Annotated in this window: 30 protein-coding genes and 1 tRNA gene; 15 read left to right on the top strand and 16 right to left on the bottom strand. The window is 62.8% G+C overall.

Going from position 1 to position 22,259, the window contains the following annotated elements:
• Positions 1-213 precede the first annotated feature (213 nt).
• From E5206_RS09200 to bcp, 3 genes are all read right to left on the bottom strand, one after another.
• A complete protein-coding gene (locus E5206_RS09200) occupies positions 214-882 on the bottom strand; it encodes a fasciclin domain-containing protein (RefSeq protein WP_136322223.1) in 669 nt (222 codons plus the stop codon).
• Between the two features lie 233 nt (positions 883-1,115).
• Positions 1,116-1,197: transfer RNA gene (locus E5206_RS09205), tRNA-Leu, on the bottom strand.
• A 123-nt stretch (positions 1,198-1,320) separates the two neighbouring features.
• Positions 1,321-1,794 carry a thioredoxin-dependent thiol peroxidase gene (gene bcp / locus E5206_RS09210; protein ID WP_136322224.1) on the bottom strand — a complete coding sequence of 158 codons (474 nt, stop codon included), beginning with the start codon at positions 1,792-1,794 and terminating at the stop codon, positions 1,321-1,323.
• A gap of 97 nt (positions 1,795-1,891) precedes the next feature.
• Between bcp and E5206_RS09215 the strand changes: the two genes are divergently transcribed.
• The 4 genes from E5206_RS09215 (at position 1,892) to E5206_RS09230 (ending at position 3,963) form a co-directional block, all read left to right on the top strand.
• The gene (locus E5206_RS09215) at positions 1,892-2,374 is read left to right on the top strand and encodes a MarR family transcriptional regulator (RefSeq protein ID WP_136324052.1); all 483 of its coding nucleotides are present in this window, start codon (positions 1,892-1,894) and stop codon (positions 2,372-2,374) included.
• Positions 2,375-2,430: 56 nt separating this feature from the next.
• Positions 2,431-3,174: a dienelactone hydrolase family protein gene (locus tag E5206_RS09220; protein ID WP_136322225.1), complete on the top strand. Its 744-nt coding sequence runs from the start codon at positions 2,431-2,433 to the stop codon at positions 3,172-3,174.
• A gap of 98 nt (positions 3,175-3,272) precedes the next feature.
• Entirely contained in the window at positions 3,273-3,713 is a 441-nt protein-coding gene (locus E5206_RS09225) for a universal stress protein (RefSeq protein WP_136322226.1), read from the top strand.
• Between the two features lie 28 nt (positions 3,714-3,741).
• On the top strand, positions 3,742-3,963 hold the full coding sequence (locus E5206_RS09230; RefSeq protein ID WP_240690074.1) for a hypothetical protein: 222 nt from the start codon (positions 3,742-3,744) through the stop codon (positions 3,961-3,963).
• On the opposite strand, the gene E5206_RS09235 is transcribed toward E5206_RS09230, so the two are convergent.
• Positions 3,964-4,329, bottom strand: coding sequence for a hypothetical protein (locus E5206_RS09235; protein ID WP_136322228.1), 366 nt, complete (start codon positions 4,327-4,329; stop codon positions 3,964-3,966). It abuts the gene before it with no gap.
• A 301-nt stretch (positions 4,330-4,630) separates the two neighbouring features.
• Between E5206_RS09235 and E5206_RS09240 the strand changes: the two genes are divergently transcribed.
• The gene (locus tag E5206_RS09240; protein ID WP_240690076.1) at positions 4,631-5,044 is read left to right on the top strand and encodes a hypothetical protein; all 414 of its coding nucleotides are present in this window, start codon (positions 4,631-4,633) and stop codon (positions 5,042-5,044) included.
• A 40-nt stretch (positions 5,045-5,084) separates the two neighbouring features.
• Here the strand turns inward: E5206_RS09240 and E5206_RS19235 are convergent, their stop codons facing one another.
• Both E5206_RS19235 and E5206_RS09245 read right to left on the bottom strand, forming a co-directional pair.
• Positions 5,085-5,243, bottom strand: a complete 159-nt coding sequence (locus E5206_RS19235; RefSeq protein ID WP_168709293.1) for a hypothetical protein — start codon at positions 5,241-5,243, stop codon at positions 5,085-5,087.
• 8 nt (positions 5,244-5,251) lie between these two features.
• Positions 5,252-6,175, bottom strand: coding sequence for a CHAD domain-containing protein (locus E5206_RS09245; protein ID WP_136322229.1), 924 nt, complete (start codon positions 6,173-6,175; stop codon positions 5,252-5,254).
• 216 nt (positions 6,176-6,391) lie between these two features.
• Here E5206_RS09245 and E5206_RS19560 point away from each other — a divergent pair, with 216 nt between their 5' ends.
• Positions 6,392-6,532 (top strand): hypothetical protein, encoded by a 141-nt coding sequence (locus E5206_RS19560; RefSeq protein WP_240690078.1) that lies wholly within the window; start codon positions 6,392-6,394, stop codon positions 6,530-6,532.
• A 143-nt stretch (positions 6,533-6,675) separates the two neighbouring features.
• On the opposite strand, the gene E5206_RS09255 is transcribed toward E5206_RS19560, so the two are convergent.
• Positions 6,676-7,290, bottom strand: a complete 615-nt coding sequence (locus E5206_RS09255) for a DUF2510 domain-containing protein (RefSeq protein ID WP_168709295.1) — start codon at positions 7,288-7,290, stop codon at positions 6,676-6,678.
• Between the two features lie 137 nt (positions 7,291-7,427).
• Between E5206_RS09255 and E5206_RS19240 the strand changes: the two genes are divergently transcribed.
• Positions 7,428-7,571, top strand: coding sequence for a hypothetical protein (locus tag E5206_RS19240; protein ID WP_168709296.1), 144 nt, complete (start codon positions 7,428-7,430; stop codon positions 7,569-7,571).
• A gap of 13 nt (positions 7,572-7,584) precedes the next feature.
• Here the strand turns inward: E5206_RS19240 and E5206_RS09260 are convergent, their stop codons facing one another.
• On the bottom strand, positions 7,585-7,944 hold the full coding sequence (locus E5206_RS09260) for a metalloregulator ArsR/SmtB family transcription factor (protein WP_136322231.1): 360 nt from the start codon (positions 7,942-7,944) through the stop codon (positions 7,585-7,587).
• A 351-nt stretch (positions 7,945-8,295) separates the two neighbouring features.
• On the opposite strand from E5206_RS09260, the gene E5206_RS09265 reads away from it, so the two are divergent.
• The 3 genes from E5206_RS09265 (at position 8,296) to E5206_RS09275 (ending at position 10,267) form a co-directional block, all read left to right on the top strand.
• Positions 8,296-8,706 carry a YegP family protein gene (locus E5206_RS09265; RefSeq protein WP_346763472.1) on the top strand — a complete coding sequence of 137 codons (411 nt, stop codon included), beginning with the start codon at positions 8,296-8,298 and terminating at the stop codon, positions 8,704-8,706.
• 154 nt (positions 8,707-8,860) lie between these two features.
• On the top strand, positions 8,861-9,517 hold the full coding sequence (locus tag E5206_RS09270) for a PAS and ANTAR domain-containing protein (RefSeq protein WP_136322233.1): 657 nt from the start codon (positions 8,861-8,863) through the stop codon (positions 9,515-9,517).
• Between the two features lie 132 nt (positions 9,518-9,649).
• Complete coding sequence (locus E5206_RS09275; protein ID WP_240690080.1) at positions 9,650-10,267, top strand: TetR/AcrR family transcriptional regulator; 618 nt, start codon at positions 9,650-9,652, stop codon at positions 10,265-10,267.
• 446 nt (positions 10,268-10,713) lie between these two features.
• Here E5206_RS09275 and E5206_RS09280 read toward each other — a convergent pair whose 3' ends face one another.
• Positions 10,714-12,156, bottom strand: a complete 1,443-nt coding sequence (locus E5206_RS09280; protein WP_136322234.1) for a hypothetical protein — start codon at positions 12,154-12,156, stop codon at positions 10,714-10,716.
• 177 nt (positions 12,157-12,333) lie between these two features.
• Here E5206_RS09280 and E5206_RS09285 point away from each other — a divergent pair, with 177 nt between their 5' ends.
• The 3 genes from E5206_RS09285 to E5206_RS09295 all read left to right on the top strand — a co-directional run bounded on the left by E5206_RS09285 (position 12,334) and on the right by E5206_RS09295 (position 13,894).
• Positions 12,334-12,555, top strand: coding sequence for a helix-turn-helix domain-containing protein (locus E5206_RS09285; protein WP_136322235.1), 222 nt, complete (start codon positions 12,334-12,336; stop codon positions 12,553-12,555).
• Between the two features lie 348 nt (positions 12,556-12,903).
• Entirely contained in the window at positions 12,904-13,578 is a 675-nt protein-coding gene (locus E5206_RS09290; protein WP_136322236.1) for a hypothetical protein, read from the top strand.
• 70 nt (positions 13,579-13,648) lie between these two features.
• Complete coding sequence (locus E5206_RS09295) at positions 13,649-13,894, top strand: helix-turn-helix domain-containing protein (RefSeq protein WP_136322237.1); 246 nt, start codon at positions 13,649-13,651, stop codon at positions 13,892-13,894.
• Between the two features lie 1,004 nt (positions 13,895-14,898).
• Here E5206_RS09295 and E5206_RS09305 read toward each other — a convergent pair.
• The 5 genes from E5206_RS09305 to E5206_RS09325 all read right to left on the bottom strand — a co-directional run bounded on the left by E5206_RS09305 (position 14,899) and on the right by E5206_RS09325 (position 17,707).
• Positions 14,899-15,606, bottom strand: coding sequence for a DUF3800 domain-containing protein (locus E5206_RS09305; protein ID WP_168709297.1), 708 nt, complete (start codon positions 15,604-15,606; stop codon positions 14,899-14,901).
• A 79-nt stretch (positions 15,607-15,685) separates the two neighbouring features.
• Positions 15,686-15,886 carry a hypothetical protein gene (locus E5206_RS09310; RefSeq protein WP_136322239.1) on the bottom strand — a complete coding sequence of 67 codons (201 nt, stop codon included), beginning with the start codon at positions 15,884-15,886 and terminating at the stop codon, positions 15,686-15,688.
• A gap of 182 nt (positions 15,887-16,068) precedes the next feature.
• Positions 16,069-16,521 (bottom strand): hypothetical protein, encoded by a 453-nt coding sequence (locus E5206_RS09315; RefSeq protein WP_136322240.1) that lies wholly within the window; start codon positions 16,519-16,521, stop codon positions 16,069-16,071.
• Between the two features lie 98 nt (positions 16,522-16,619).
• Positions 16,620-17,060: a hypothetical protein gene (locus E5206_RS09320; protein ID WP_168709298.1), complete on the bottom strand. Its 441-nt coding sequence runs from the start codon at positions 17,058-17,060 to the stop codon at positions 16,620-16,622.
• Positions 17,060-17,707: a hypothetical protein gene (locus E5206_RS09325; RefSeq protein WP_136322242.1), complete on the bottom strand. Its 648-nt coding sequence runs from the start codon at positions 17,705-17,707 to the stop codon at positions 17,060-17,062. Before E5206_RS09325 ends, E5206_RS09320 begins: the two co-directional genes overlap by 1 nt.
• 613 nt (positions 17,708-18,320) lie before the next feature.
• Here E5206_RS09325 and E5206_RS09330 point away from each other — a divergent pair.
• Positions 18,321-18,857, top strand: a complete 537-nt coding sequence (locus E5206_RS09330) for a hypothetical protein (protein ID WP_136322243.1) — start codon at positions 18,321-18,323, stop codon at positions 18,855-18,857.
• Between the two features lie 90 nt (positions 18,858-18,947).
• Here E5206_RS09330 and E5206_RS09335 read toward each other — a convergent pair whose 3' ends face one another.
• Positions 18,948-19,559, bottom strand: coding sequence for a YdcF family protein (locus E5206_RS09335; RefSeq protein ID WP_136322244.1), 612 nt, complete (start codon positions 19,557-19,559; stop codon positions 18,948-18,950).
• Positions 19,560-19,940: 381 nt separating this feature from the next.
• On the opposite strand from E5206_RS09335, the gene E5206_RS09340 reads away from it, so the two are divergent.
• Complete coding sequence (locus tag E5206_RS09340) at positions 19,941-20,924, top strand: acyltransferase (RefSeq protein ID WP_168709299.1); 984 nt, start codon at positions 19,941-19,943, stop codon at positions 20,922-20,924.
• 63 nt (positions 20,925-20,987) lie between these two features.
• Here the strand turns inward: E5206_RS09340 and E5206_RS09345 are convergent, their stop codons facing one another.
• Positions 20,988-22,106, bottom strand: a complete 1,119-nt coding sequence (locus E5206_RS09345; RefSeq protein ID WP_240690082.1) for a polysaccharide deacetylase family protein — start codon at positions 22,104-22,106, stop codon at positions 20,988-20,990.
• Between the last annotated feature and the right edge of the window lie 153 nt (positions 22,107-22,259).

A 22,259-nucleotide genomic window follows, 5' to 3' on the forward strand; every position in this document is an offset into this window, starting at 1 on the left:
TGTACTGCTGGGCACTCGACTATCACCTCTGGGAAATGGATGGGCCGCCGGGCTGCGGAACAGCCCCAGTCTAATTGACCAAAGGGCCGGCCCTTTGTTGTTGACGCCCGCACCAAAAAGCGACGGCCCGCACCCTCTTGGGTGCGGGCCACCGCTTCAGCTGTCCGGTCCAGGGAGTCCGGATGGAACCGGAGCAGGAGTGTTTGGTTCTGCTTACTTGGGCATCAGGACGGAGTCGACCAGGTAGACAGTGGCGTTCGCGGTCTTCACGCCGCCGCAGATGACGTTGGCGCCGTCAACCTTGAGGGCGTCCTTGGTGCCGGTGACGGTCACGGAACCGCCCTCGACCGTTTTGTGGGTGCCCACGATCTGGTCCGGGGTGATCTGGCCGGGGACAACGTGGTAGGTCAGGATCTTGCTGAGCAGGGCATCGTCCGTCTTCAGCGTTTCGATCGTGGCGGCGTCGATCTTCTTGAAGGCGTCATCCACCGGAGCGAAGACGGTGAACTCGCTGCCGTTGAGGGTGTCCACCAGGTTGACCTTGGGGTTGAGCTTGCCGGAAACGGCGGCGGTCAGGGTGGTGAGGAGCGGGTTGTTCGACGCCGCGGTGGCTACCGGATCGAGGGCCATTCCGGAGACGGAACCGGCACCGCTGGGGACCTGGGCGGCATAGGCGGCGCAGCCGGAACCGACGAGGTTGGCGGCGGGGTCCATGGGGGGCGCCGAGCTGGTGGACGGTGACGGCGCCATGCTCGAGGCCGGCGGCGTGGACGCCGGAGCCGACGAGGCCGTGGTGCTGGATCCGCCACAGGCAGTGAGGCTGAGCATGGCCGCGGCAGCGATGCCTGCAACGGCGAAAGTCGTGCGCTTGATGGTCTGCATTTCCGTTTCTCCTTATGTTTTGCCGATCCTGGCTGCGGCGGATTTTGCCGCTCCGGCTGTTTCCAACTGTCGGGCACCGACCTTTGGTTGGTGTCTCAATGGGTATTCGGGAGTCCGGAGAAAACGGATGGGTGCGGTGCGGGATTTCTTTTGGCGGCCGGAGAAGCCGCTGAAGTCCGGGCAACACGCGCCCAGACAAAAGAACCCCGGTCCGAAGACCGGGGTTCTCTCTGTGCGCAAGGGGGGACTTGAACCCCCACGCCCGAAGGCACAGGAACCTAAATCCTGCGTGTCTGCCAATTTCACCACTCGCGCGCGGCGCCGTCGCCTGTCAGGTCCTCGGACCGTCGACGGCGGATGCCAGGCTCCATTGTACCTATGTCCGGCACCTCTGTCCGGCGGGTGCCGGGCCGGGTCACTGGCACGGCACGGCGGGGATCAGACTCCGAGGTTCAGATCCCTGCGCAGCTTGGCAACATGTCCCGTGGCGCGAACGTTGTACTGCGCGACTGCGACCTTGCCTTCAGGATCGACCACGACCGTGGAGCGGATGAGCCCCTGGTAGCTGCGGCCGTAATTCTTCTTTTCGCCCCAGGCCCCGTACGCCTCGGCCACGGCGTGGTCCTCATCCGAGAGCAGCGGGAAGTTCAGCCCTTCAGCGGTGGCGAACCTTGAGAGTTTGTCCACCGGGTCGGGAGAGATTCCGAGCACCTCGTAGCCGGCCTTCTGCAGGAATGCCAGGGAATCACGGAAATCGCACGCCTCCTTGGTGCACCCCGGGGTGGATGCCGCCGGGTAGAAGTACACCACGGTGCTGCGGCCCCGGTATCCCTTCAGGCTGACGTCCTGTCCTTCCGCGTTCCTAAGGGTGAAATCCGGTGCGGGGTCACCGGGGATGAGTCGTTCAGTCAAGGCGTTCTCCTTCGCAGGGTGGGGGAATGTCCAAGCCTAATGAGCAGTGCCGCGGCCGACGAATCCGGCGCTCGCTATACTCGTTGATATGCCTGATATGGATCGCTGGCCCACTGGGCGCCTATTGTCCACGGCAGCACGCCTGGTCGAGCACTCCTGGAACGAAAAACTGGGGGCCATTGGCCTGACCCATGCGGGGGTGATCGCCATGGAAGTGCTCGCCGCGAACGGGCCGATGACGCAGGCCCAACTGGCCCAACTGGTCCGGGTCCAGGCGCAGACGATGGGCAAGACGCTGACCCGGCTGGAAGCACACGGACATATTTCCCGGGAGCGCAGCACCTCTGACCGCCGCAGCCATGTGGTGTCCCTGACGGATCGGGGCCGCGAGGCCGTCGCCGAAGCCGCGGACATGGAACGCACCGTGCTTGCGGCCGCGTCAATTGACCCCGAGCTGCTGAGGCAGGAACTCCAGGCTGTCGTGAGGGAACTGGCGAACCGCATCTCATCCCCGGCGGCCACGGCCATTGTCACCGCCGCGGAGCCCGGACTCGTCGCCGAGGCCTCCAGCCTGGGCTGAGCCTTCGCAACGGGTGTCCCGCCCCGGCTCCCGGGACCATGTGCAAAGCTGGGGGCATGGGACACATGCTGACTATTTCGAACAACGGGACCTCGGTCGACGCCTACCTGAGTGGACCTGCGGGTGAGCCGAGGGGCGGCCTGATCGTCATCCACGAAGTGTGGGGACTGGTGGACCATACGAGGGCAGTTGCCGACCGCTTCGCCGCCGAGGGCTACCTGGTCCTGGCCCCGGACCTGCTGTCCGGAACGGGGATGACGCCGGAGCTGGCCACGGAACTCCAGTCCACGCTCTTTGACCCGGAGCAGCGCAGCAAGGCCCAGCCGAAGCTCCGCGAGGTGATGGCCCCGCTGCACGCCCCGGATTTCGCCGAGCGGACGATGGCATCCCTGCAGGCCTGCTTCGAACACCTCCACGCTCTCCCGGAACTGGGCGGCCGCGTGGCGGTCACGGGCTTCTGCTTCGGCGGTACCTACAGCTTTTCGCTGGCCACGAGGGAACCGCGCCTGCGGGCGGCGGCGCCGTTCTACGGGCACGCGGACCTGCCGCTGGAGCAGCTCCGGAACATCGGCTGCCCGGTCCTGGCGTTCTACGGTGAAAAGGACGCGGCCCTCGTTGACCGGCTGCCCTGGCTGGAGCGGCTGATGGACGAGGCCGGCGTCGACTTCACCCCCGTCGTGTATCCCGGAACCGGCCACGCCTTCTTCAACGACACCAACGACTGGACCTACGACGGCGTTGCCTCCGAAGACGCGTGGCAGCGGACCCTGGGATTCCTGGCGAAAAACCTCGCGTCCTAGGACGCAACACTGCGGGGGTCCGCGGCCGCGGGCAGGCAGTGCGAGGATAGTCCTGGGTGCCATGAACTGGCACATCGGCCCGGTCGGAAGGCAAGAGCATGAGCAGCAGTAACGGATTCAGGATTGTTGTGGGGGTGGACGGCTCGGCCCAGTCCCAGGCGGCCCTCGACTGGGGCGTGCAGGAGGCCCGGCTGAGGCAGGGCCAGGTGCTCGCCCTGGCGACGTGGCACCTTCCGTATGTGGCGGACGCTGCCGGCCAGGCATGGGACTACGCGGCTTTCGAGCAGGATGTGCAGGCGGTCCTTGCTGAGGAGCTCCAGCGCGTGGCCGATCCGGCCGTGCAGATCACCGGACAGGTGGTCGAGGGGAACCCGGCGGCTGCCCTGGTGGAAGCCTCACGGGATGCGGACCTTGTCATCGTCGGATCCCGCGGACGCGGGGGATTCGCCGGCCTGCTGCTGGGGTCGGTGTCCTCCAACCTGGCGCACCATGCGCATTGCCCCGTGCTGATCATCCGGACCGGGTCCGCGGCCGATTGACGGCGGTCGTATCCTCCCTCAAACTGTGATGGTGAGCGATCCAGAGAAGGAGCCCACGGTCAGCGGCGTTGTCGCCCGGCTGTCGGCACGCTTCCCCGATGTCCCGCTGGAGCAGGTCGCCGGGATTGTTTCGGAGGAATATGACACGTTGGATGCAGGGCGGATAAAGATCTACCTGCCGACGCTGGTGGAACATCGGGCCAGGACACGGATTCGTCTCGAGTTCGGGGCGCCCTCCTTCGACAACTGACTACAGGAAGTAGCGGCCTTCCCGCGACTCGACCATGCCGGTCACGCTGACGGTCTTTCCTGTCACTATGACGGCGAAGCACCTTTGGGACGCGAGGTCATAGCCCGTGTACCTGCCCGGAGCCGCCGGTATCAGTTCCGTAGTCGCGTTGTCACGGGCGTGGAAGATGATGAGTCGTCCGTTGAAGGAGTGGCCGGAGACGTAGCCGCAGCATTCGAAGTCGTAGAAGTGGACGTGGTCAGCGGAGACTTCCCCTGACATCATCAGCAGCTTCCCCGAGGCTTGTTCCCGGATGAGATGGCTGTGGGAGCCGCTGTAGAGCCGTCCCGCGACGTAGGCGACGGCGCGTTCCCTGTCTGCGATCATGGCTGGTCCCGTCTCGATGCGCCCTGGCATTGGAACGCAATTCTTGCGGACCGGGGTCACGCCGCTTCGAACCCACACAAAACGGCACACCGCAAAGAAGTGAACTTCGTGTGCCGGGCGGCCCGGGCAGCGGTACGGAACCGGTGGGCGGATGTGAAATCCTAGGGGGATGATAGCCCTGAGTTGGCAACTGATGACGACGGGGGTCTTTGGGAATGGTGGCAGGTCCGTGGGTCCTGCGGGGGAGATCTGGCGCACGGACCCCTCTACCCTGCGGGATGTCGTTGTCGACCGTGCAGCCATGAAAGCCCGGCTGGGGGAGTACCCGAGCCTGGAACGGGTCTGGGCGTTGTCCCTGCTGGACCGTGGCCCGCAGGCTGTGGCTGAAGGACACGCACTGCTGGCCGCTTCGAGGGACAGGTTCAGGCCCTTGCTCGTGCTCGCGCACGCCTGTCACCGTCAGTACCGCTGGCACGAAGCGGCGTTGCTGCATGAGGAGGCCCTCCGCCTGGCCGGTTCCCCGGCGAGGGAGGCCCTGGTCCGTTACGAGATCGGCAGGCGTTTCTTTGATGAGGCCCGCTACCGGGACGCTGCTGCGGAATTGCAGTGGGCGTACGACCTGTACCGCACGGCCGGGCGCGAACGCCTTGCCCGGGTGTGCCTGCAGGCCCTGGAACGTTCCCGGGAAGTCCTGGCCGCACAGCCCGGCGGCTGAGCCGGCATCGGAGCCGGAGTGGCAGCAGAGCCGGAGAGGGCTATTTCCAACGAAGGCGCTTTGGCCGGGAGTCCTGCCAGAAGCGGAGGAATCCTTCACGGGCCTCCCGGCCGCGTTGTTCTTCCAGGGCGTGCAGGCGTCCGTAGCTGAATCCGTTGCCCCCGGCGTCAGCGGCCTGCGCGGCGAGGGTCCGCAACATCCCGCGCGTCACCATGCTGTCCTGATGATCGCCCAAATCTCGTGGATCTTCTCGGCGCCGCCGGCAAGCCTGGTGGCCTGCCTCCCGAAGAGCGGCTCCGCTGCTTCCGCCGCGTAGCGCAACCGCTTGGCGCTCTTGCGCACTTCGTGGAGCGCGGCATCCGTCTGTGCCGTGACGGGGCCGGTGTCCAGGGCATGCACTGCCTTTTTGAGCCGTCGGCGTTCGGACGTGACGAGGCGGCCGACCGTCCGGGGCGCTTCATTCCGCGCCCGTGCCGTCAAGGGTGGCTCCGCGAGGAAGCTATCGAGGGAATCGAGGAGGCGGAAGTAGCGGCCATCCTCCAGCGCCGCCAGTCCCTCGGCGCGCGCATCGCGGTAGATGGCGCCGAGGTGTTCTTCGATCTGCTGCGCAACCGGACCCAGGAGCAACGCCGGCGGTTCGGCGCTGATCATCTCCGTCAGCCGGGTCCGCATGACCTCTGTGTCCCTGGCCTGGCCTACGGTGCCGGCCAGCCATTGAAGTTCCGTCCGCAGCGGCTTCGCGGTCCCGGTGTCCAGGAGCTTACCGAAGGTGGCCGGCACGGACCGCATCCGGCGGGCGGCCACCCGAAGCTGATGCACAGCGTCCGGGGCATCCTCGCGTCCCCCCGGGTCCTGTGCCTTCAGGGCCTCCACCTGCTCGTGCAGGTAGAACAGCAGCGCGTCAGAGGCGGGGCCGCGCCATGTCGGTCGTGGGGCCGGAGCGGGCCCGTGGGGATATCGGGGGCCCAGAGCGCGGGCGAGTTTGGATGGAAGCTCTGCGGGGCGGTGGCTGTCGGCGGCGAGCAGCTTGTCGGCGGCCTTGAGCAGCCGTCCGGTGCCTTCGACCAGCTCGATTTCCCATTCCCGCCATACGGACCGCTCCCTCCTGCGGGTCCAGGAGGGAGCGGGCATCAACGCGGTCGTCACAGAACCCGGCCAGGATCGTTCCGTCGGCGGCTTGAAGGGGCAGTACGGTACGGCGGGTCGTCACCCGTGCGACCGGCACGAGTTCGCGGTCCCTGCTGTGGACGCGCACGAGCTGCCGCAGCCGCTCGGGCACCGAACCGTCATCTCCGCCCGGTGGCTCCCGGATTTCGCGGCGTTCCCGGCTGCAAGGGGCAGTTTCAAGTGCCATCCGGCATCGCTGCCGCCCGCCCGCCGGCGCAGCGTTATCCGGCGGGCGGCCAGGGCCAGTTCCGCTGTATCGAAGTAGACGGCGTCCAGGTCCTGCTGCTCCGGCGGCCCGATGTGATCGACTCCGGGCAATGACTGCAGCGGCGGCAGGGGATCGGATGCCGCGGCGTCGTATTTTCGTTCCACTTCAAGCTCGTCAGAACCGGCCAGGCTTAAGGTTAGGGCCGTCAGGCACGGAAGGGTCCGTGCCTGATGGCCCTAGCCGGGCGACGCGGCGTTCAGATGGTGGCCGCGTGGTTCACGATTGTGGCCAGCAGCGCGGACATCTTGAGTCCGGCCAGGACCAGGGCCAGGAGGGTCACGCCGATCGTGGCCCAAACCGGTGCCAGTCCGCGCTTCGGCGCCACCTGGTGAACGATCACGGAGCGGCCGATCACATAGACCTCGCGGCTCAGGAACACCCAGGCCCAGTGAAAGGGGCGGACAACGCCGTCCCGGCGCAGCCGTTCCCAGTCAAGGTAGGCCATGAACGCGGACACCCCGTAGACGACGAAACCGCTGATGACCAGCAGAAAATATTGGGGGGTGAACAACGCCGCCGGGTCGAGGGTCTGGGCCCGGCCCGCGCCGATGGTACGCAGCCGCAGGACGGGATTCCAGGTCAGCAGGAGGATGAGGGGGACCAGGGACAGGGCCACAATCAGCCAGATGAACGGGTTGTAGACCGGGGTATTCTCCCTGAGATGTGGCCTGGTAACCGGCGGACCCGGGTACGGGGGAGCGCTGAAATGAACGGTCCACGCGGTGCCGTCCCACCACCGGAGCCGGCCGGAACCCGCCGGATCCGGGTACCAGCCAGGTCCAGGCGTCGAAGCGTTGGGCGGGACAGTCATGGGCGCTCTTTCTGTAACGGGTCGTGGAACAGAGAATACATGCCACCGGCCCCGGGCGGAGGGCCCTTCTGCACTGGCTGGCCGCGGCCGCCGTGTCATTCGGGGCGACCGGCGCGGCTGGCGCCTATCGTCATTGCATGGGCACTGACCATCCCGCGGAACTCGAGGGACAGATCTCGATCAACGAGCTGCTCGACGAGCCGATCGGCACCGAACCCATCCAACTGGCGCTGCCGATCCATTTCCACTTCCGTGAGGGGCCGGTCCGTCGGGAACCCTGACACCGGAGTGATATCAGCGGATTGCCTTTTCCCGGGCTTCGTCCAGGGCGAGGGACACCCGGGTGGTGTGGAGGAGGGTTCCCAGCAGGGAGCGGGCGGCTCCGAGCAGGATGTTCACCTCGGGGCAGGCCAGTTCGTAAAACAGCCGGCCGTCGCGTCGTGTCGGGACGATCAGGCGCTGCCGGCGCAGCACGCCCAGATGCTGGGACAGGTTGGAAGGCTCCAGACCTGTGTTGTCGCGCAGCCGGCTCACCGCAACCGGCCCGTCGGCAAGCATTTCCAGAAGCTGGATCCGTGCAGGGTGGCCGATGGATTTAAAAAGTTCGGCCTTCACATCGCTCAGGACAAGACCTGCGGGAAGATCATCCGCCATGGGGCCTTCTCCTTCACGTCCAATCGCTCACAGACCGGAGTGCTCGCCGAACCCGGTTGGAGGAAACTAGCACACGCAAGACAGAAAAGTCTGTCTTGCGGTCTTCTTCGTGGGCCTGCTTGCACCTATATCGTAGCGCCGGACCGCTTTCGTGTCGTCGGCGGCGGCGGCAGGCGTGCCGGGACCCCTTGCGCAGACCGGGGTCATGGTTCAGACTTTCATGAATTCATCAATTCGGCCCCGCACTCTGCAAGTGGCTGGCATCCTACCGATGGATTCAGGCTGTTTCCGGTGACAACGGTGTCACCGGAAACACAATGGTCCCGCTTCCAGGAGGGTTCTATGACAGGCATGTTCGAACTGTTCCCCGACACCGACACTTCCTACCGATTTCGGCTGACTGCCCCGGACGGGACAGTCATGGCCCTCTCCAAGCCCTTCGCCGACAAGCCCGCAGCCGTGGCCGGCATCGCCGCCGTGCGCGAGTATGCCGGCATGGGACTTGTTACTGAAATAACGGAACCGCAAGGTAACACCTTGCCCCGCGCCCTGCCAGCCCGGATCCGCTCGGGTACCGGCGCTGAGAACAGACCGCGCCGCTCAGGCATCACCGGAGCCCTTGTCCGGCCGCCACACATCCGCATCCGGTCCGCCGCCCGTTTCCTCCGCGAACGTGCCATTACCCGGAATCACCAGATGATCCTGCGCTGGCGGCAAACCCTGGGATCACGAACGGCTCCGGCTGAGCCCAGCGCGTGCTGAAACCGGCCTTCTCCCCGACCGTCCGATGGGAGGAATCGTTGTCTGCCGGCCACCAAGGACCGGCGGAAAACTTCACGGACGTCGCCCGAGCGGCCCGGGCCGGGCCCGAAGAGGGCGTTCGGCCGCCGACAGAGCCTGGAGTGCAGGCGTGTCGGTGACCACCTTGAAAGCACTTCAGGCCTACTCCAGCGCACTGCTGGCCGAGGAATGCCTCGCGGGGACCTTTCACTATGACCTGGTGACCGGGGAGCTGCAATGGTCCGAGGAGATCTACCTCATCCACGGCTATCGCCGGGGAGAGGTCGTCCCCACGGTTGACCTCCTGATGTCACACAAGCATCCCGAAGACAGGGACCGGTGCAGGGAAAATTTTGAAGTATGCCGCGGGGCAGGCTTTTTTGCCAGCTACCACCGTCTTATCGACGCACGGCGCCGGGAACGCCGGGTCCTGACCGCGGGGGAGGCGGTACCGGACGATTCCGGGAGGCCGCTTTTCATCGACGGATTTGTCCTCGATCTCACAAAGACTCTTCAGCTGGAGACGGACCGGACCGCCCGCGAAGCAATAGCCGGAGCTATCGGTACGCGAGGCCTCATCGAACAGGCCAAGGGCATCCTGATGGGAATCCTTCACATTGGCTCCAACGCCGCCTTTGAACGGCTTTCTGCCTACAGCCAGCACCACAACATCAAGATCGCCCACGCGGCGGCGGCAATTGTCCGGTTGGCCAACGACACACAGGAATCCGCCACGCTCGACGGCGTCATCCACACATTGGACGGCATCTTCGCGGCGCATCAGACGGACTGAACAGCGCTCATCATGATTCACGGCCGCTGCGTCGGCGGACCGGCGGCCGCGGCGTGGGCGTGGGGCAGAAGGCAACTTCAACCGAAGGCAGACAAGTCTGTTCGGGAAGTCCCGTGTAAAATTTCTTCCACGATGACTGCCAACGATGCCGACGGTCCCACATTGCTGCCGGCCACTGCCATGGCCGGCCGCGACGATCCGGTGGACCGTATTCTCGCCACCGCCTACGAGCTGTTTTCCCGCCGCGGCATCCGTGACGTCGGGATTAACGAGCTGATCGACAGTTCAGGGGTCTCCAAAGCAACGTTTTACCGGCACTTTCCGTCCAAGGACGCACTGGTGCTTGCCTTCCTCGCCCTCCGCGACCAGGTGTGGACCGTGGACCTCATCGTCGCCGAGGCCAGACGCCGCGGCCACACGGCCGAGGAACGGCTGCTCGCCATTTTCGACGTGTTCGGGGACTGGTTCCAGCGCGACGACTTCGAGGCGTGCGCGTTCATCAACGTCCTCCTGGAGATGGGACCGGAACACCCCCTGGGGAAGGCGAGCATCGGATACCTCAGCAGGATCAGGGGCCATATCCAGGCCCTGGCCGAGGAAGCCGGGCTGGACCGCCCCGGGGAATTCGCACGATCCTGGCACATCCTGATGAAGGGGTCCATCATCTCGGCCACGGAAGGCGACGTCCTGGCTTCGAGACGCGCCCAGCAAATGGCCCGCTGGCTGATCGAACACCATCGGACCTTGTAACTGTGCGGATGTGGGATCGGCTGCCGGCCGGCACAGCCGATGGACGGGTCAACAACACAAAACCCCGCCCTTACCGGCCGTCAGGCGGGTAAGGGCGGGGTTCTTCCGCTGTGGTGCACCCCCCGGGACTCGAACCCGGAACCCATTGATCTAGAGCATACGGAGTATTGCATCCTCCACGGAAGCCAACGATAATGCCCCAACCACCACGCAAAATCCCCGGAATCTAGCGGATTTGGGCACCTATGACTCATCGAACGCAACGGAACCCCACGGCGCGCAACGGATTAAAAGACGACCAAACGACGAGCGGCGGACGCGTTGTATTGAACTGAACACAGACCGCCATACGTCTCGCGCCGTGCTGCAACTGGTCAGCAACAATATTGAGGATCTGGAGGACTTCGGGACGGTCGCATTTCAAATGCGACCGCTGCCCGGCGGCGTCAGCCCCAGATGCCTCGGTCCGGTCCGTAGGGGCTCCAGCCATTCATATACGGCTTGATCGCGTCGGCGTCTGGCTTCGGATCATCCGGCATGCAGATAACGCCGAGTAGCGGGTTGCTAGCCTTTGCATGGGCTTCCGCCCATTGCAGCCAGTCGGTGGCGGCGGCAGCATCCGCTAGGTTCATTGATTCAATATGGATCCTCACTGCGGCGATGTACTCGCCCAGCAGTTGGACCCGTTGGAAACGCTCGGCTTGGTCAAGAAGTACTTTGGCGCGGTGATCCTCATTGAGCCGCCCGATCGCCTGGTCGCGGACCCGTTCCCACTGGCGGCGCTTTTCATCGTCATGGCGCTGCTTTTCGAGCCGCCTCCCGACCGAGCGGGCGGCGCGGAGTTCGATCTCCTGAATAATTCGTGGCAAGAGCGAATCGGCGCGAGTCGTGTCGGTTTCGGTCCACTCGGATTGCCAGAACGCTGGCTCCAGGCCAGTTAGCCGGATAGTGACGAAGTCAGTTTTGACGAGGTTCTCGGTCGGAACCGAGTAGCCCTTTTCTTGCCGGCGAAGTTCGGACGCCGTAAGTAGGTGAGGCACCAGCTCCATGGCCTGACTGAAATGTAAATGGACCTCATCTTCACCGATGCTGACTATAAGATGACCGATCGTTCGCTGTTCGCGGCTGAGGTGGCCATAGTAGTCCGGCTTGGGCTCGGGTGGTGCTGCCACTCCGTAGCCTCGTCCTTCAGCTTCCGCAACCAGTCCTTGGACAACACGCAGCGTCCAGTTCCACCGGGGCGCGTCCATGCCGAGGCGATCTGTTCGCTGCTCCTTCAGCTTGGCAACGACATCGTGCGGCGTCCGATTGGCTGCCGGCACTTCTACTGGGTCAAGAGCCACCAGTTGCCATTCCGGACGCCGCTTCAGCCGAACCGTGCATGGCTCGCTCCAGCTGGTGGAGACGACCAGCTCCATGTCGTCTGGAAACAGTTTCTTCCGCCTGGCGACCGTGGCGAGTTGCTTGTATCGTCCGGCTTCCGCACGCGTGAATTCGATAACTGGTTCCACCAGCAGGCGGTCCATCATCTTTTGCGTTGCGCTCTTGGCTGGTACGGTCGGCGCCCTCGGCGGTACAGGCACAGGCGGGCCCATGGTGGTTGATCCACCTGGCATCTCAGCCTCGGTCTGGATGGGGCTCGCGGTCCATATGGCGCGCCCGGCGGCGCTCAGCGCGGCAGCACCGCTATTGGCAAGCACCTGCTGGCCCGCGTCGGTGATTTCCGCGATCCACGGGTTCTTTCGGCGCTTCACCCGCACAAGGTTGCGACTATCCAACGCATAGGCGCTGACTTTGAACTGCGGGTCCGTCATCACCCCATCCGGACATCCGTCGGCAATCCATTGCAAGACCTCAAGCTGACGTTCAGTTGGCGGCGTCTTTGCCATTTCCTAGCAGCCCTCTCAGTGTTGAAACGTGTCCGATCCGGGGTAGCGGTAAACCCGCGGCAGGTGTCTTTCTCGGTGAACTGCCGCAGGGGTCCTGCGGCAAATATACCTGTCCTCTTGCGGACTTTCTGCGGACTGAGGCCAGGTTGGCGCGGGCTCCGGACGTATGCTCGATTGATGGACGACACCCCACTGATGACGGCCGCCGACCTCGCCAAGAGGCTCAACCTGACCACTGCGACGGTGTACGAGAAGTGTAAGACCGGCCAGTGGCCACACATCAAGCTCGGCAGGAGCTATCGCTTCACCGAAGAGCACTACCGGGCCATCATCGAGCCCCCTGTCCCCTTCAAGCGACCGTCGCGAGCGGCGCGGGAGCGATTCAAGGGGATGATCTGAAAGTGGCGGCCAAAGCACTAGAAGGGCTGTAAGGCAAATGACTCGAAGTTCAGATTTATACGCCACGGCGCAGGACATGGCGGCAAAGTACCGGATCGCGGACGACACGGTACGCCGGAAAGCCCAGACCGGCGAATGGCCGTGCGACCGCATCGGGCGCCTTTACCGATTCTCCCCTGACCAGCAAGACGAAATCGCTCAGATCGTAGCCGGAACACGACGTGGCGGATACGACAAAGACCGCATCGCCGCCGCACTTAGAAAGCTATCTGGACCGACCGAGGAGTGAAAGCCTATCGAGTCTGGCAATTCGATGCAGGCGATAGCCTGGACCCGTAGATTGGGAACGTGGTCAAGTCGAACAGGGAGATCCAAGCGGGTGAACATTGGGCCTACCGGGAAAAGAATGGCGCCCCAGTTGAAGAGGTCCGAATCATCAAGCTTGGCGTCAAGCGGCCGAGTCAAGCCTTGCTAGCGTTTCTGGATCCTGAGCAAGAAGCCTTGGAGGCATGGCGGCCGATTCAACGACTGGTCGTCCCATGGGGTGAGCTGGACGCTTTCCTTGCCCTCGAAGCTACCTTATATGCGGCCGATGCGATCTCACCGAATCTGACCAACGGCGAAGTGTCCGCAATTGCTTATGTCGTCGGGGCGGCCGACGCCGAATCTTGCCTAGATACATGGGTTGGCAATTCGAGAGCGCTGATGAGGATCCGGGATTCGCGGCTGCTATCCGTCAAGCTCGGCCCTGACGCTGCGGATGTCCCATCGCATCCTCTGGCCTTCGAAGACAGGGAAGGGCTAGTCGTTCCGTGGCCCGTCGTCCACTGGATCTTGGGCGGCCTGGCCAGGCGATTCCGGGAAGAGTGCCTGAACTGCGCAGAGGACTGCGACGAAGACGTCAAGGAGATCCGGTTTGCCCGCTCCGACAAGAGGGGAGTAATCCAGGACCCGTCCGCGCTGAAGTTCATGCGCGAACTACGTGATACCTCCGAATCGTTGCGGAGATGGGCCGCCGATTGACTGGAATGGACTAGGCAAACGTCAGGCATCATTAACCGCGCTGGGCACGAGCGGTGAGTATGCTCAGTCGATGAGAGACATCCCACTGATGACGGCCGCCGAAGTGGCCGCGAAACTCAAAGTGAACGTCGAAACGGTCTACAAGATGTGCAAGACCGGCAGGTGGCCGCACACCAAGATCGGCCGGCTCTACCGCTTCACCGAAGAGCACTACCAGGCCATCATCGCTACCCCGGCCATGCCAGAGCAACGACCGCGCACGCAGCGCGAGAATATTGCGCGGCTGCTCCACTCAACCTCGTATCCCCGTGGATAAGGGGTATCCACGGTCGTGGACACCCTTGGCGGCCCAGACGAAAGTGCCAGCGCTGATCGCAGTCTGGCGTAAGGGCTACGGTCAGTTACCATGAACGCTATGAGCACGCGGCTACGCTAGCCCTATTCGGGGGCAGCGACAATGGAAAGGCATTCCATGTTGAAGCGCGCTCTGCCACATGCACTGTTCTATATCTTCGGACACCGTGTCTGCTGTGGCCACATTCCCAACTGGACCGCTCGCGTCGGCCAGAAGTGGGACACCTTTGATGTCGCACCTTACAACCTCTACAACGTCATCTGGCGTGCTCAGAACTGGGTCTTGCAGAACTGCGAAGACTAACCGCCTGACGCGCCGCTAAGCCTCCAGGAACTGCCCCGGCACCTTGTCATGGGTCCGGGGCTTTTCTGTGCCCGTCAGCGGGCGGGGAAAGTAGTAGTAGGAATACTCCTACTACTACTACGGGGTGCGAGTCCCGCACGCCCCTTTCCGGCGATCGCTGGCAAGGGTGTACACAGTGTTGACACCCTTGGCGGCGGCGGCGGGGTCCGCGGATGCTGTCGGTCAGGCGGATATCAGGTCCGGCGCATAGATTTCCCCCTTAAATGCCTATTCCATGCCTAGCATCAGCACATGACCGAAATCAGAGTGATACCGGAAGATCACTGCGACTACGAGGGAATGCGAACCCAGTCCCCCACTGGCTTCATGCCGTGCGTTCGTAGGCCAGGGCATACTTGCGGACATACTCCCGTTTGGTACGGGGCTGAAGAAGACCGATAGAGCCATACGGAGCCGGGGTGGGGGGAGGGCCCGCAGACCACCCCGCGTGTACGCCCGGCTGACCAAGGCATCCGACGCTGCGGCCGCCGATGCGCTGGGCTAGCAGATGATTGTTATGGCATCTTGGCGTCCAGCGTGTAGTGTAGTGAACACGACGAGGGCTTGCTAGATAGAGCCAGCGTTGACCGCCTAGAGCCCTTCTCGCGAGGGGCTCTCAGTGCTTAAGGGACCCACAACCTCGCGTGGTGGAGCGCCGGCAACAGTGTGCCCCACATTTCGCGTACAGACTTTTCCGCCGCTGGCGAAGTTTCCGTAACGCAGTTCATCCGCCGGTACAAGTAGACGGCCAGGTCTGCTGCCTGCAGGCCGAAGTGAAGCGAGCTGTCATCAAAGCGCACCGGATGAATCACCTGCGTTAGCATGCTGCTGCGGTAGCCGGGTGTGCCTCTCTTGCTGAAAAGCTCAAGGATGGCTGCGTGGTTAGCCTGCCCTGGTACCACGTCCGCGACCACGAGCACCTTACGGCCCCGGTGGCGTGCGTATTCATCCACCCGTTCCAAGACGTGCCGAAGCGCGATCTCATGGGGATCATCCGGCCGACTGTATCTTTGGTGCAGCCGGGTCACGTCGACGCCTTCCAAGAAGATCTTAGCGCCACTGTCCGCGATCGCGGACAGGCACTTCTTGTAGACCTTCACCGCGCCGCGGACCTTGCCAGCCATAGGCCGCCAATGCTTCCGCTGCTGCATAATCTCGTGCCCGTGCAGCTCCGCCGCTGGATCGACGCCGAAGGCGTTGTTCGCATAGGAGACCACGTCCCGGAACCCCTGGTTCAGGTCGAACAGTGCGACCATGTCTACGACCACGGCGCTGACGAAGTATTTGTCTTTGAGGTTGGGGTAGGACTCATCTACGAAGGCAACTAGCACCAGTTGATTAAGGCATGCCGCGGTGCAATATCCATAACAGGGCGCGTTGATCCCCTGTGGATTAGCTGTTGACAGCCCTCTAGCCCGGCAGGAATCCCGGGAACCGGCTGCCCCAGCGGTCCGCATGGGCGTAGACGTCCACGGTCCCGCCGTCAGCGAGTGGGAGGCTGGCCATCGCCTTCGGGTACTGCCCATAGGTCCACGACCGGACGCTTTCATGTGTGCCCGGGTCAGGCATCAGGTACTCGTACGGTTCCCTGTCCAGGGTGAAGGTCGCCATGGACCAATCGTACCCAGACGACAAGAAAGCCCCCACGCGAGTCGTGGGAGACTCAAGCATGGGGGCTGACCGTGCAACTCCGCAAATGGGGGGATCGCGGAACCGCTTTGAATACACTATCTTGCCTCTGCGATCTGTAAATCGTGCCTGATGCAGAAGTCTAATTCGATCAGCCCAACTGCTCACATATCAGGGCGACCGAGGAACACCGCGAGCTTTGTGCGAAAGTCCTTACGTGCGTTTTCGGTTAGCTCGAACTTCTTAGAGCCGGCCAGCTGCTTTATTGCCAACGGGGCAGGTCCCAGTGACGTCATCGCGCTGAGGTCAGCGACAACGTTCAGCTCGCCGGAGTCGTTCAGAGCGGTCAGCGGAAATGGGAATAGGTTGAGGTGGGTGAAAGCCAACCCACCGCCTAGATCATCCTTGGGTGTCCCAGACGCCATGATGTCGGCAAGCCGGGGGTCCCTATTTGTGATCGCGATCGTCGGCGCTATGAGTATTCCGGAGCGCCCACGGGGGTTCTCGATGTCGCAATCGTATGAACACACCACCACTAGTCTTTCAGTGGAGTCTGAGGGCTGGGCCACACGATCCCATGTTGGTATCTGAAGGAATTTGGCCGTGCCATCAGGCATCGTCGAATTCATGGTGTTAGCTAGGTCCCAGCGAGGGAAGTGTTCAACCGTGCAGACGTCTCCTTGCCGTAGATCTAGGCCGGCAACCTCTTCAAATATCACGCGGGCGGCTGAGAGTCGTACCAGTCCATCACTTCGTCCGCGGACGGGCTAATGCTGATGCCCTTCATTTCCGCCACCCAACTCGCGGGCACTGTGGCAGGGGCGGCCGAGCCAATGACATCCTCAAGTTCGCTTCGTTCCCCGACTGCAAGCATGGCTATCGCCTCATCTAATAGTTCGACGACACCTCCCAGCCGGGCGGCGGTTGTTCCATGCGCCAAAGGAGAAAAGGTCGCCGTGCTCGGCGTCTTCCCCACGCCGGACCACCGGGTTAGCGCGTCTACAAAGGCCTCTCGTTGGGCATCGCTGCCGATGACGAGCTGCTCTCTGATGACCCTTGAGGTGGACTGGGCCAAAGACTCAGAGCCAAGATCCGGGATGCTAGTGCTCCACGTCCTATTTCTTATTGTGTCGATGAACATTTCTTGCTTTCCCATCAGACCGTCACCTCAGATTCGATCGCCTGGCGCAGCTTTTCTACTATTGTCAGGGCGCGTCGATACGAATCTCCAAATGCAGTCAGGGCATCCTCGGGTGATATTTCCGCTGCTTCGAAGTTGAAATTGAAGTCAATTGTTGGTACGTCCACGCCTTCCGTGACGAGCCCTACGCGCACACGCGAATGGTTGTCGCCGTCAAACAAAAATTGGAGGTCCGCGCCGAACACCGGAGATCCGAGGGCGTCCTGGACGGCCGTCCTCCTGAGAAAATGGTCCGCAATCTTTTGCTTTGGAGCATCGACACCATCCAAGGAAAACTGCAGGTTGTGCCCCGTGGCACGAATCGTACGCTTCCCGACATACTCCAAGAACGTCCGTGCGAGGTCCTGGAGGCCCTCCGTCTGGACCTCGACCTTGTCAGGTGAAGTGACAGCCGCTACAAACCGGTCGTGAAGGACATCGATACTCGCTCCACCAGCAGCAGCCTGGAGGAGCACAGGGAGGCGCACAGTCTCCACTAGCTCTCGATGACGAAACACGAAGTCTGTCGTCTTGATCGAACTGATTGGGAAATTCTCTCCCGCAAAGACGATGCTGAAGTTGTTTAGAGACATCCGGACCCTTTGATACGTGGCGTAAGTCATTCGGCGCTTGTCCCGCTTGCCGGGTTCCTTAGATGCTACCGCAGTGTCAGAGCCCTGCCATAGAGTGCCCGAGGACGGGCCTCAGGTACTCGTAGGTTGCGCCGCCGAGCGTAAATGTGACCATGGGGCAATCGTAGCCGGACAGCAAAACGCCCCCGCACAGGCCGGGGGTCTGGTGCGGGGGCGTTCACGTGCGGTTCCGCCGTCATTGGGGGGGGATACGGCGGGACTCGATGAGCCTAGGTTTATGCATTGTGCAAGTCAAATACATTCATTGCTAGCACGTAATCTTGCGGTTAGCCCGACAATAGGATTGTGGCTCCGGGCAACCATATCGTGGGTCACTCCTCATCGGCGGCATGCCGTAGCCCGCAGAGACTGGCCCCATAGGCGCAACCGCTTTCGAGCCAGCGTCGCACTCTCCAAGTGGCCGACCGCGGATGCTCCGATCATTCATGTGGGCATTTCAGTTGGTTCGGTTAACCGGTCGTTACCGGACTTGTCCGGCGAGCCTCCTACGGAAATTACCGCGACTTACCGCAAGTTCCGTCATAGTGCTGAGCTGATCCCAAGATCCACAGGTTTCGTCTGAATATGGAGCTACTATCGGGCGATGAAACCAATTTGTGGCGCTGCCAGCGGTGCACTGCTGGCAATTGCGTTGGCCGGCTGTAGCTCGGCCGCGGCGGCGACTGACCAAACGGGAACGGCGAGCAGTACGCCTGCGCCCAAACCAACGACGTACTTCGGGCAGACCGCGTCCGCTATCGCTGCCCTGGTCCCGGGCTGCAGCGCCATCCAGGCGGGCGATGTGGGCCAGGGTGGCCCGGGGATGGCCTCCACGGCGTCCTGCGTGATCGGAGGCCGCACCGTGGACTTCTATAGCTGGAGTGATGCCAACGCCTCTGCGGAGGTCGCCGGCGTCGTGCGGGCCGACGAGGACGAGGTCTACTATGCTGCCGGGGCTGGCTGGACGGCTCACGTTCGGCGTGACATGACGTTCCACTGGCAGCTAACGAATGACGCCGGGAATCTCACCCAGTACGCCGTCGAGGATCACGTAGACCCGATCCCGGACCTTCCTGGGGAAAAGTTGACGTCCGAGCAGATCGCCGCCGCTTTGGCCGGATCCGTGGAGCACATCAGCTAGCGGAACTGCCCCGCCGCCCAAACAGGGAGCGGGGCAGTTCCGTTACGTCACTAAGCCGGTCTATGCCGCCAGACGCCGATGGTCCGCCAGTCAACAGCCTTCGCGGAGTGCCACTTTCACGAAGGCCGCTGTTTGGTAGGCGTACTGGTAGACCCAGGACGCTTCTGGCTTCGTGAACGAGACCAGCGGCAATTTCTGCTGAAAAGCAACCATGCTCAGGTCGCCCTCGTAGCAGCGCTGCACGATCACCCGGGCCCGAGTGATGTGAAATTGCGCAGTGAGCACATCCGCGCTCTTCCACCCATTTTCTTGCGAGAGGCTCTGGAGTGCCCGAGCTTCTCCTTGCGTGGTGAAGGGCTCGGGGTGGAAACAGATAATCCGGTAGGTGCGCCGTTCATTACAAAGGGCCAGGCTCGGCAATCCCCGCTTGTCCAGCGGGACAGATACTGCGAGGGTGCCGGCGTAACCTTGGTCCATCAACCGCTCGGCATACGTCATGCGGCTGTCCGGAGGCCCCAAGACGAAAAGCACATCCGCATGTTTCGGAGCATCGCTGGCCGGTGCAACGTATAGGAACACGCCAGCTGCTGCCCACAACAGCAATAGTGATACGGCGAGCCAAGCAATGGTTGTGCCGGGGCCCTTGCGGCGTTGACGGGGGGCTGCCGCTTTCGTCTCAGGGATGCAGGTCGTAGTGGTCATGCTGTCCTCTGGCGCTCAGTAGATGGGAGGCACCGTTGCACGCTCAACCAGAATTCTATCTCCCACAACCAGACCACCCCCAGATGGGTCATTCCTGTGCCCGTCGCGGAAGCCCGCCATGGTCCCGTGGCCCAGGACGTCCACTAGCGAGATTTGGGTACGACAAGCGTCCCGTCCAATGACCCGGGCTCAAGGGAAGGGAAACTCAGCTACGTTACTTAACCGGTCTTTCGGGCCGCTGGGACCTTGGTGATCGGATATAATCAAGCGAGCGGCCGGGGGTCGCACTTCACTTGGGGGGATCTCTTGACTACATTCGCGACTTTCGACGCTGCCCAAAATCGGGAAAGACATTCTGCGCTACCGCCCCGTTTGCCGTCTTTGACCTCACTCCGCGGCTTTGCAGCCGTGTTCGTGTTCGTTTTCCACTTGAACAGTGTTGGTATCATCAGCTTCGCGCCGGCCAAGCTGGGCTACTCCGGTGTGGCGTTCTTCTTCGTACTGTCAGGTTTCCTGTTGGCGTGGACCGACCGTCAGGGGCAAGGAGCTTCAAAGTTCTACTTGCGACGCTTCGCACGCGTCTACCCCTCACATCTGGTCGTGATGCTGGTAGCGCTCTGCCTCCCCACCGGGGTAGGCGAGAGCGGGCCGCTTCCGACGCTTATGAACGTGCTTCTGGTGCAGGCATGGGCCCCGGACTTCGCGTATACATACTCCGTGAACGGTGTGGCTTGGTCGCTTTCCTGCGAGGTTCTTTTCTACCTATTGTTCCCGTTCATTGTCGCGGCGCTTCGTGGCCTGTCGGTCCGGGTTCTCGTGGTCGTGGGATTCGGGCTGTTCGCCGTCGTTTCCTCCGCGGTCCTAGCGACGACGATGTTTGACGCCGGTCCTGCTGTCGAGGCCATCCGGTACACGAACCCGCTCGTGCGTCTGCCCGAGTTTGTCCTCGGCGTGTGCGCTGCCCTGGCAATGCGGTCAGGCTGGGTCCCCAAGATGTGGCACGGCGCGGTCCTGCTTGCCGTCGCAGGGGTTGGTTTCGTTGCCGTCTCCGACAAGCCAGCCGGCGATGTTTGGGGCACGCTGATCTTCCTCGCAGTGATTGTTGGGGCCGCCCAGGCGGACTGCACACGTCCCGTAAGGATTATGCAGGCGAAACCACTCATCTATGCCGGCGAGGTGTCTTTCGGCTTCTACTTAGTGCACCAGCTCGTGATTGTTCACAGCGTCCACTTGCTGGGGACTAGCGCCGCTGTCGGCGCCCTAGCCTTCCTTGCCTCCGTACTATGCGCGATTGCCCTCCACCACGGAGTGGAGAGGCCCGCCAACAAGGCACTGCTCTCACGATTCGGGGGCCGGCGCGCCTAGGTGACGAGTTGACGCGGGTGGCCCGCAATGAATTCTTTCATCGCGGGCCACCCTGCCCGTTAACTATCCGAGCGAACCCTGTTCAATGGGACGGATGTCCACATGGTCAACATGGAGTGTTCCGCCTCTGGTTGCGCCGGGGGCATTCAGGAACCCGAGCCACCCGAAGCGAGCCCCTGCCGGGACTGTCACATCAATCTGGAACCGCGCCCACACGCCGATTGCGGAGAGCGTCGGGTACAGCGTCTGCGAAGACAGGACTGTTTCGTCCGCGTTCCGGTATTTCATCTGCACACCGAAGTCGTTGGTCGTGAGAACGGCCCCGGTGTCCTGCTTTACGCGGCCGGAGATGCGCCACGTTCCGGGGCTGACCTGTACAGCCTGTGACACCTGAGCGGTGTCAGGGTTCGTGGCGGTCAACGCAGCGGCATAGGCGCCTGAGAGGCCAACATCGGGGGTGACCGACACCCGGCCTGTGGTTGCCGCGCCGGTCTTGGTTGGAAGCCAGTTGGGCAGCCCGGCAACCTCGAAGGACGGGTCCGCGACTCGGGACTCCTGTCCAAACACGTCACGGGGCAGCACGCATGGGACGTTCAAGTCGTAGGCCACCTGGGCGATGGACTGATACTGCGCCTTTGTCATCGTCCCCGATTGGTCCGTCCAGTGCGTATAGAAGCTGACGATGATCGGCGAATAAGCGGCCATGCGGATCAGCTCCTTCGCCCGGTCAAGGTTCAACGGGTTGTCGAGATCAAGCCTGTAGAACCATGGGAACGTATCGCCGAGCTGGTAGAGCAGAGGAAGGTCTGTCGTTGCCGAGCACGTCATCGCCCATGAACGAAACCGGGTGTACAGTTCCTGGTTTGATGCTGCATTCCACGCCCCGAATGGGTACACGAACGTTGAGGGCCAGCGGCCGGTGAGGTTGAATATGAATTGCGAGCAGGTATCGGTCTCGGTCTGTCGGGCGGCGGCAGAGATGCCGGTATAGTTCGCGTGCGTGGTCGTGTGGTTGGCAATCTCATGGCCGCGCTTGTGGTAATCGAGGATCTGAGCGGATGTGAGGCGGTCTGTCTGATCAACCCAGGATGACGTGATGGCCAGCGTGATCTTCTGCCCCAATGCCTCATGCAGGGCAACGAGTTCGACGTTCTGCGCCCGGTTGTCATCGAGGCTGAACATGACCGCCCCACGGCCAGCCCTTGGCCTCTCCTTCTCGTAAGCGTCAGCGGCGTAGGGCAAGGACTTCCACGCCGTGGACCCGTCACCGATCTTGTGTTTACCCGTCCCGGTTTCATAGCCCGCTTCACCAGCGGCGAGAACTGGGTTGCTCGC

This window comes from Arthrobacter sp. PAMC25564, assembly GCF_004798705.1.
Lineage (GTDB): Bacteria > Actinomycetota > Actinomycetes > Actinomycetales > Micrococcaceae > Arthrobacter.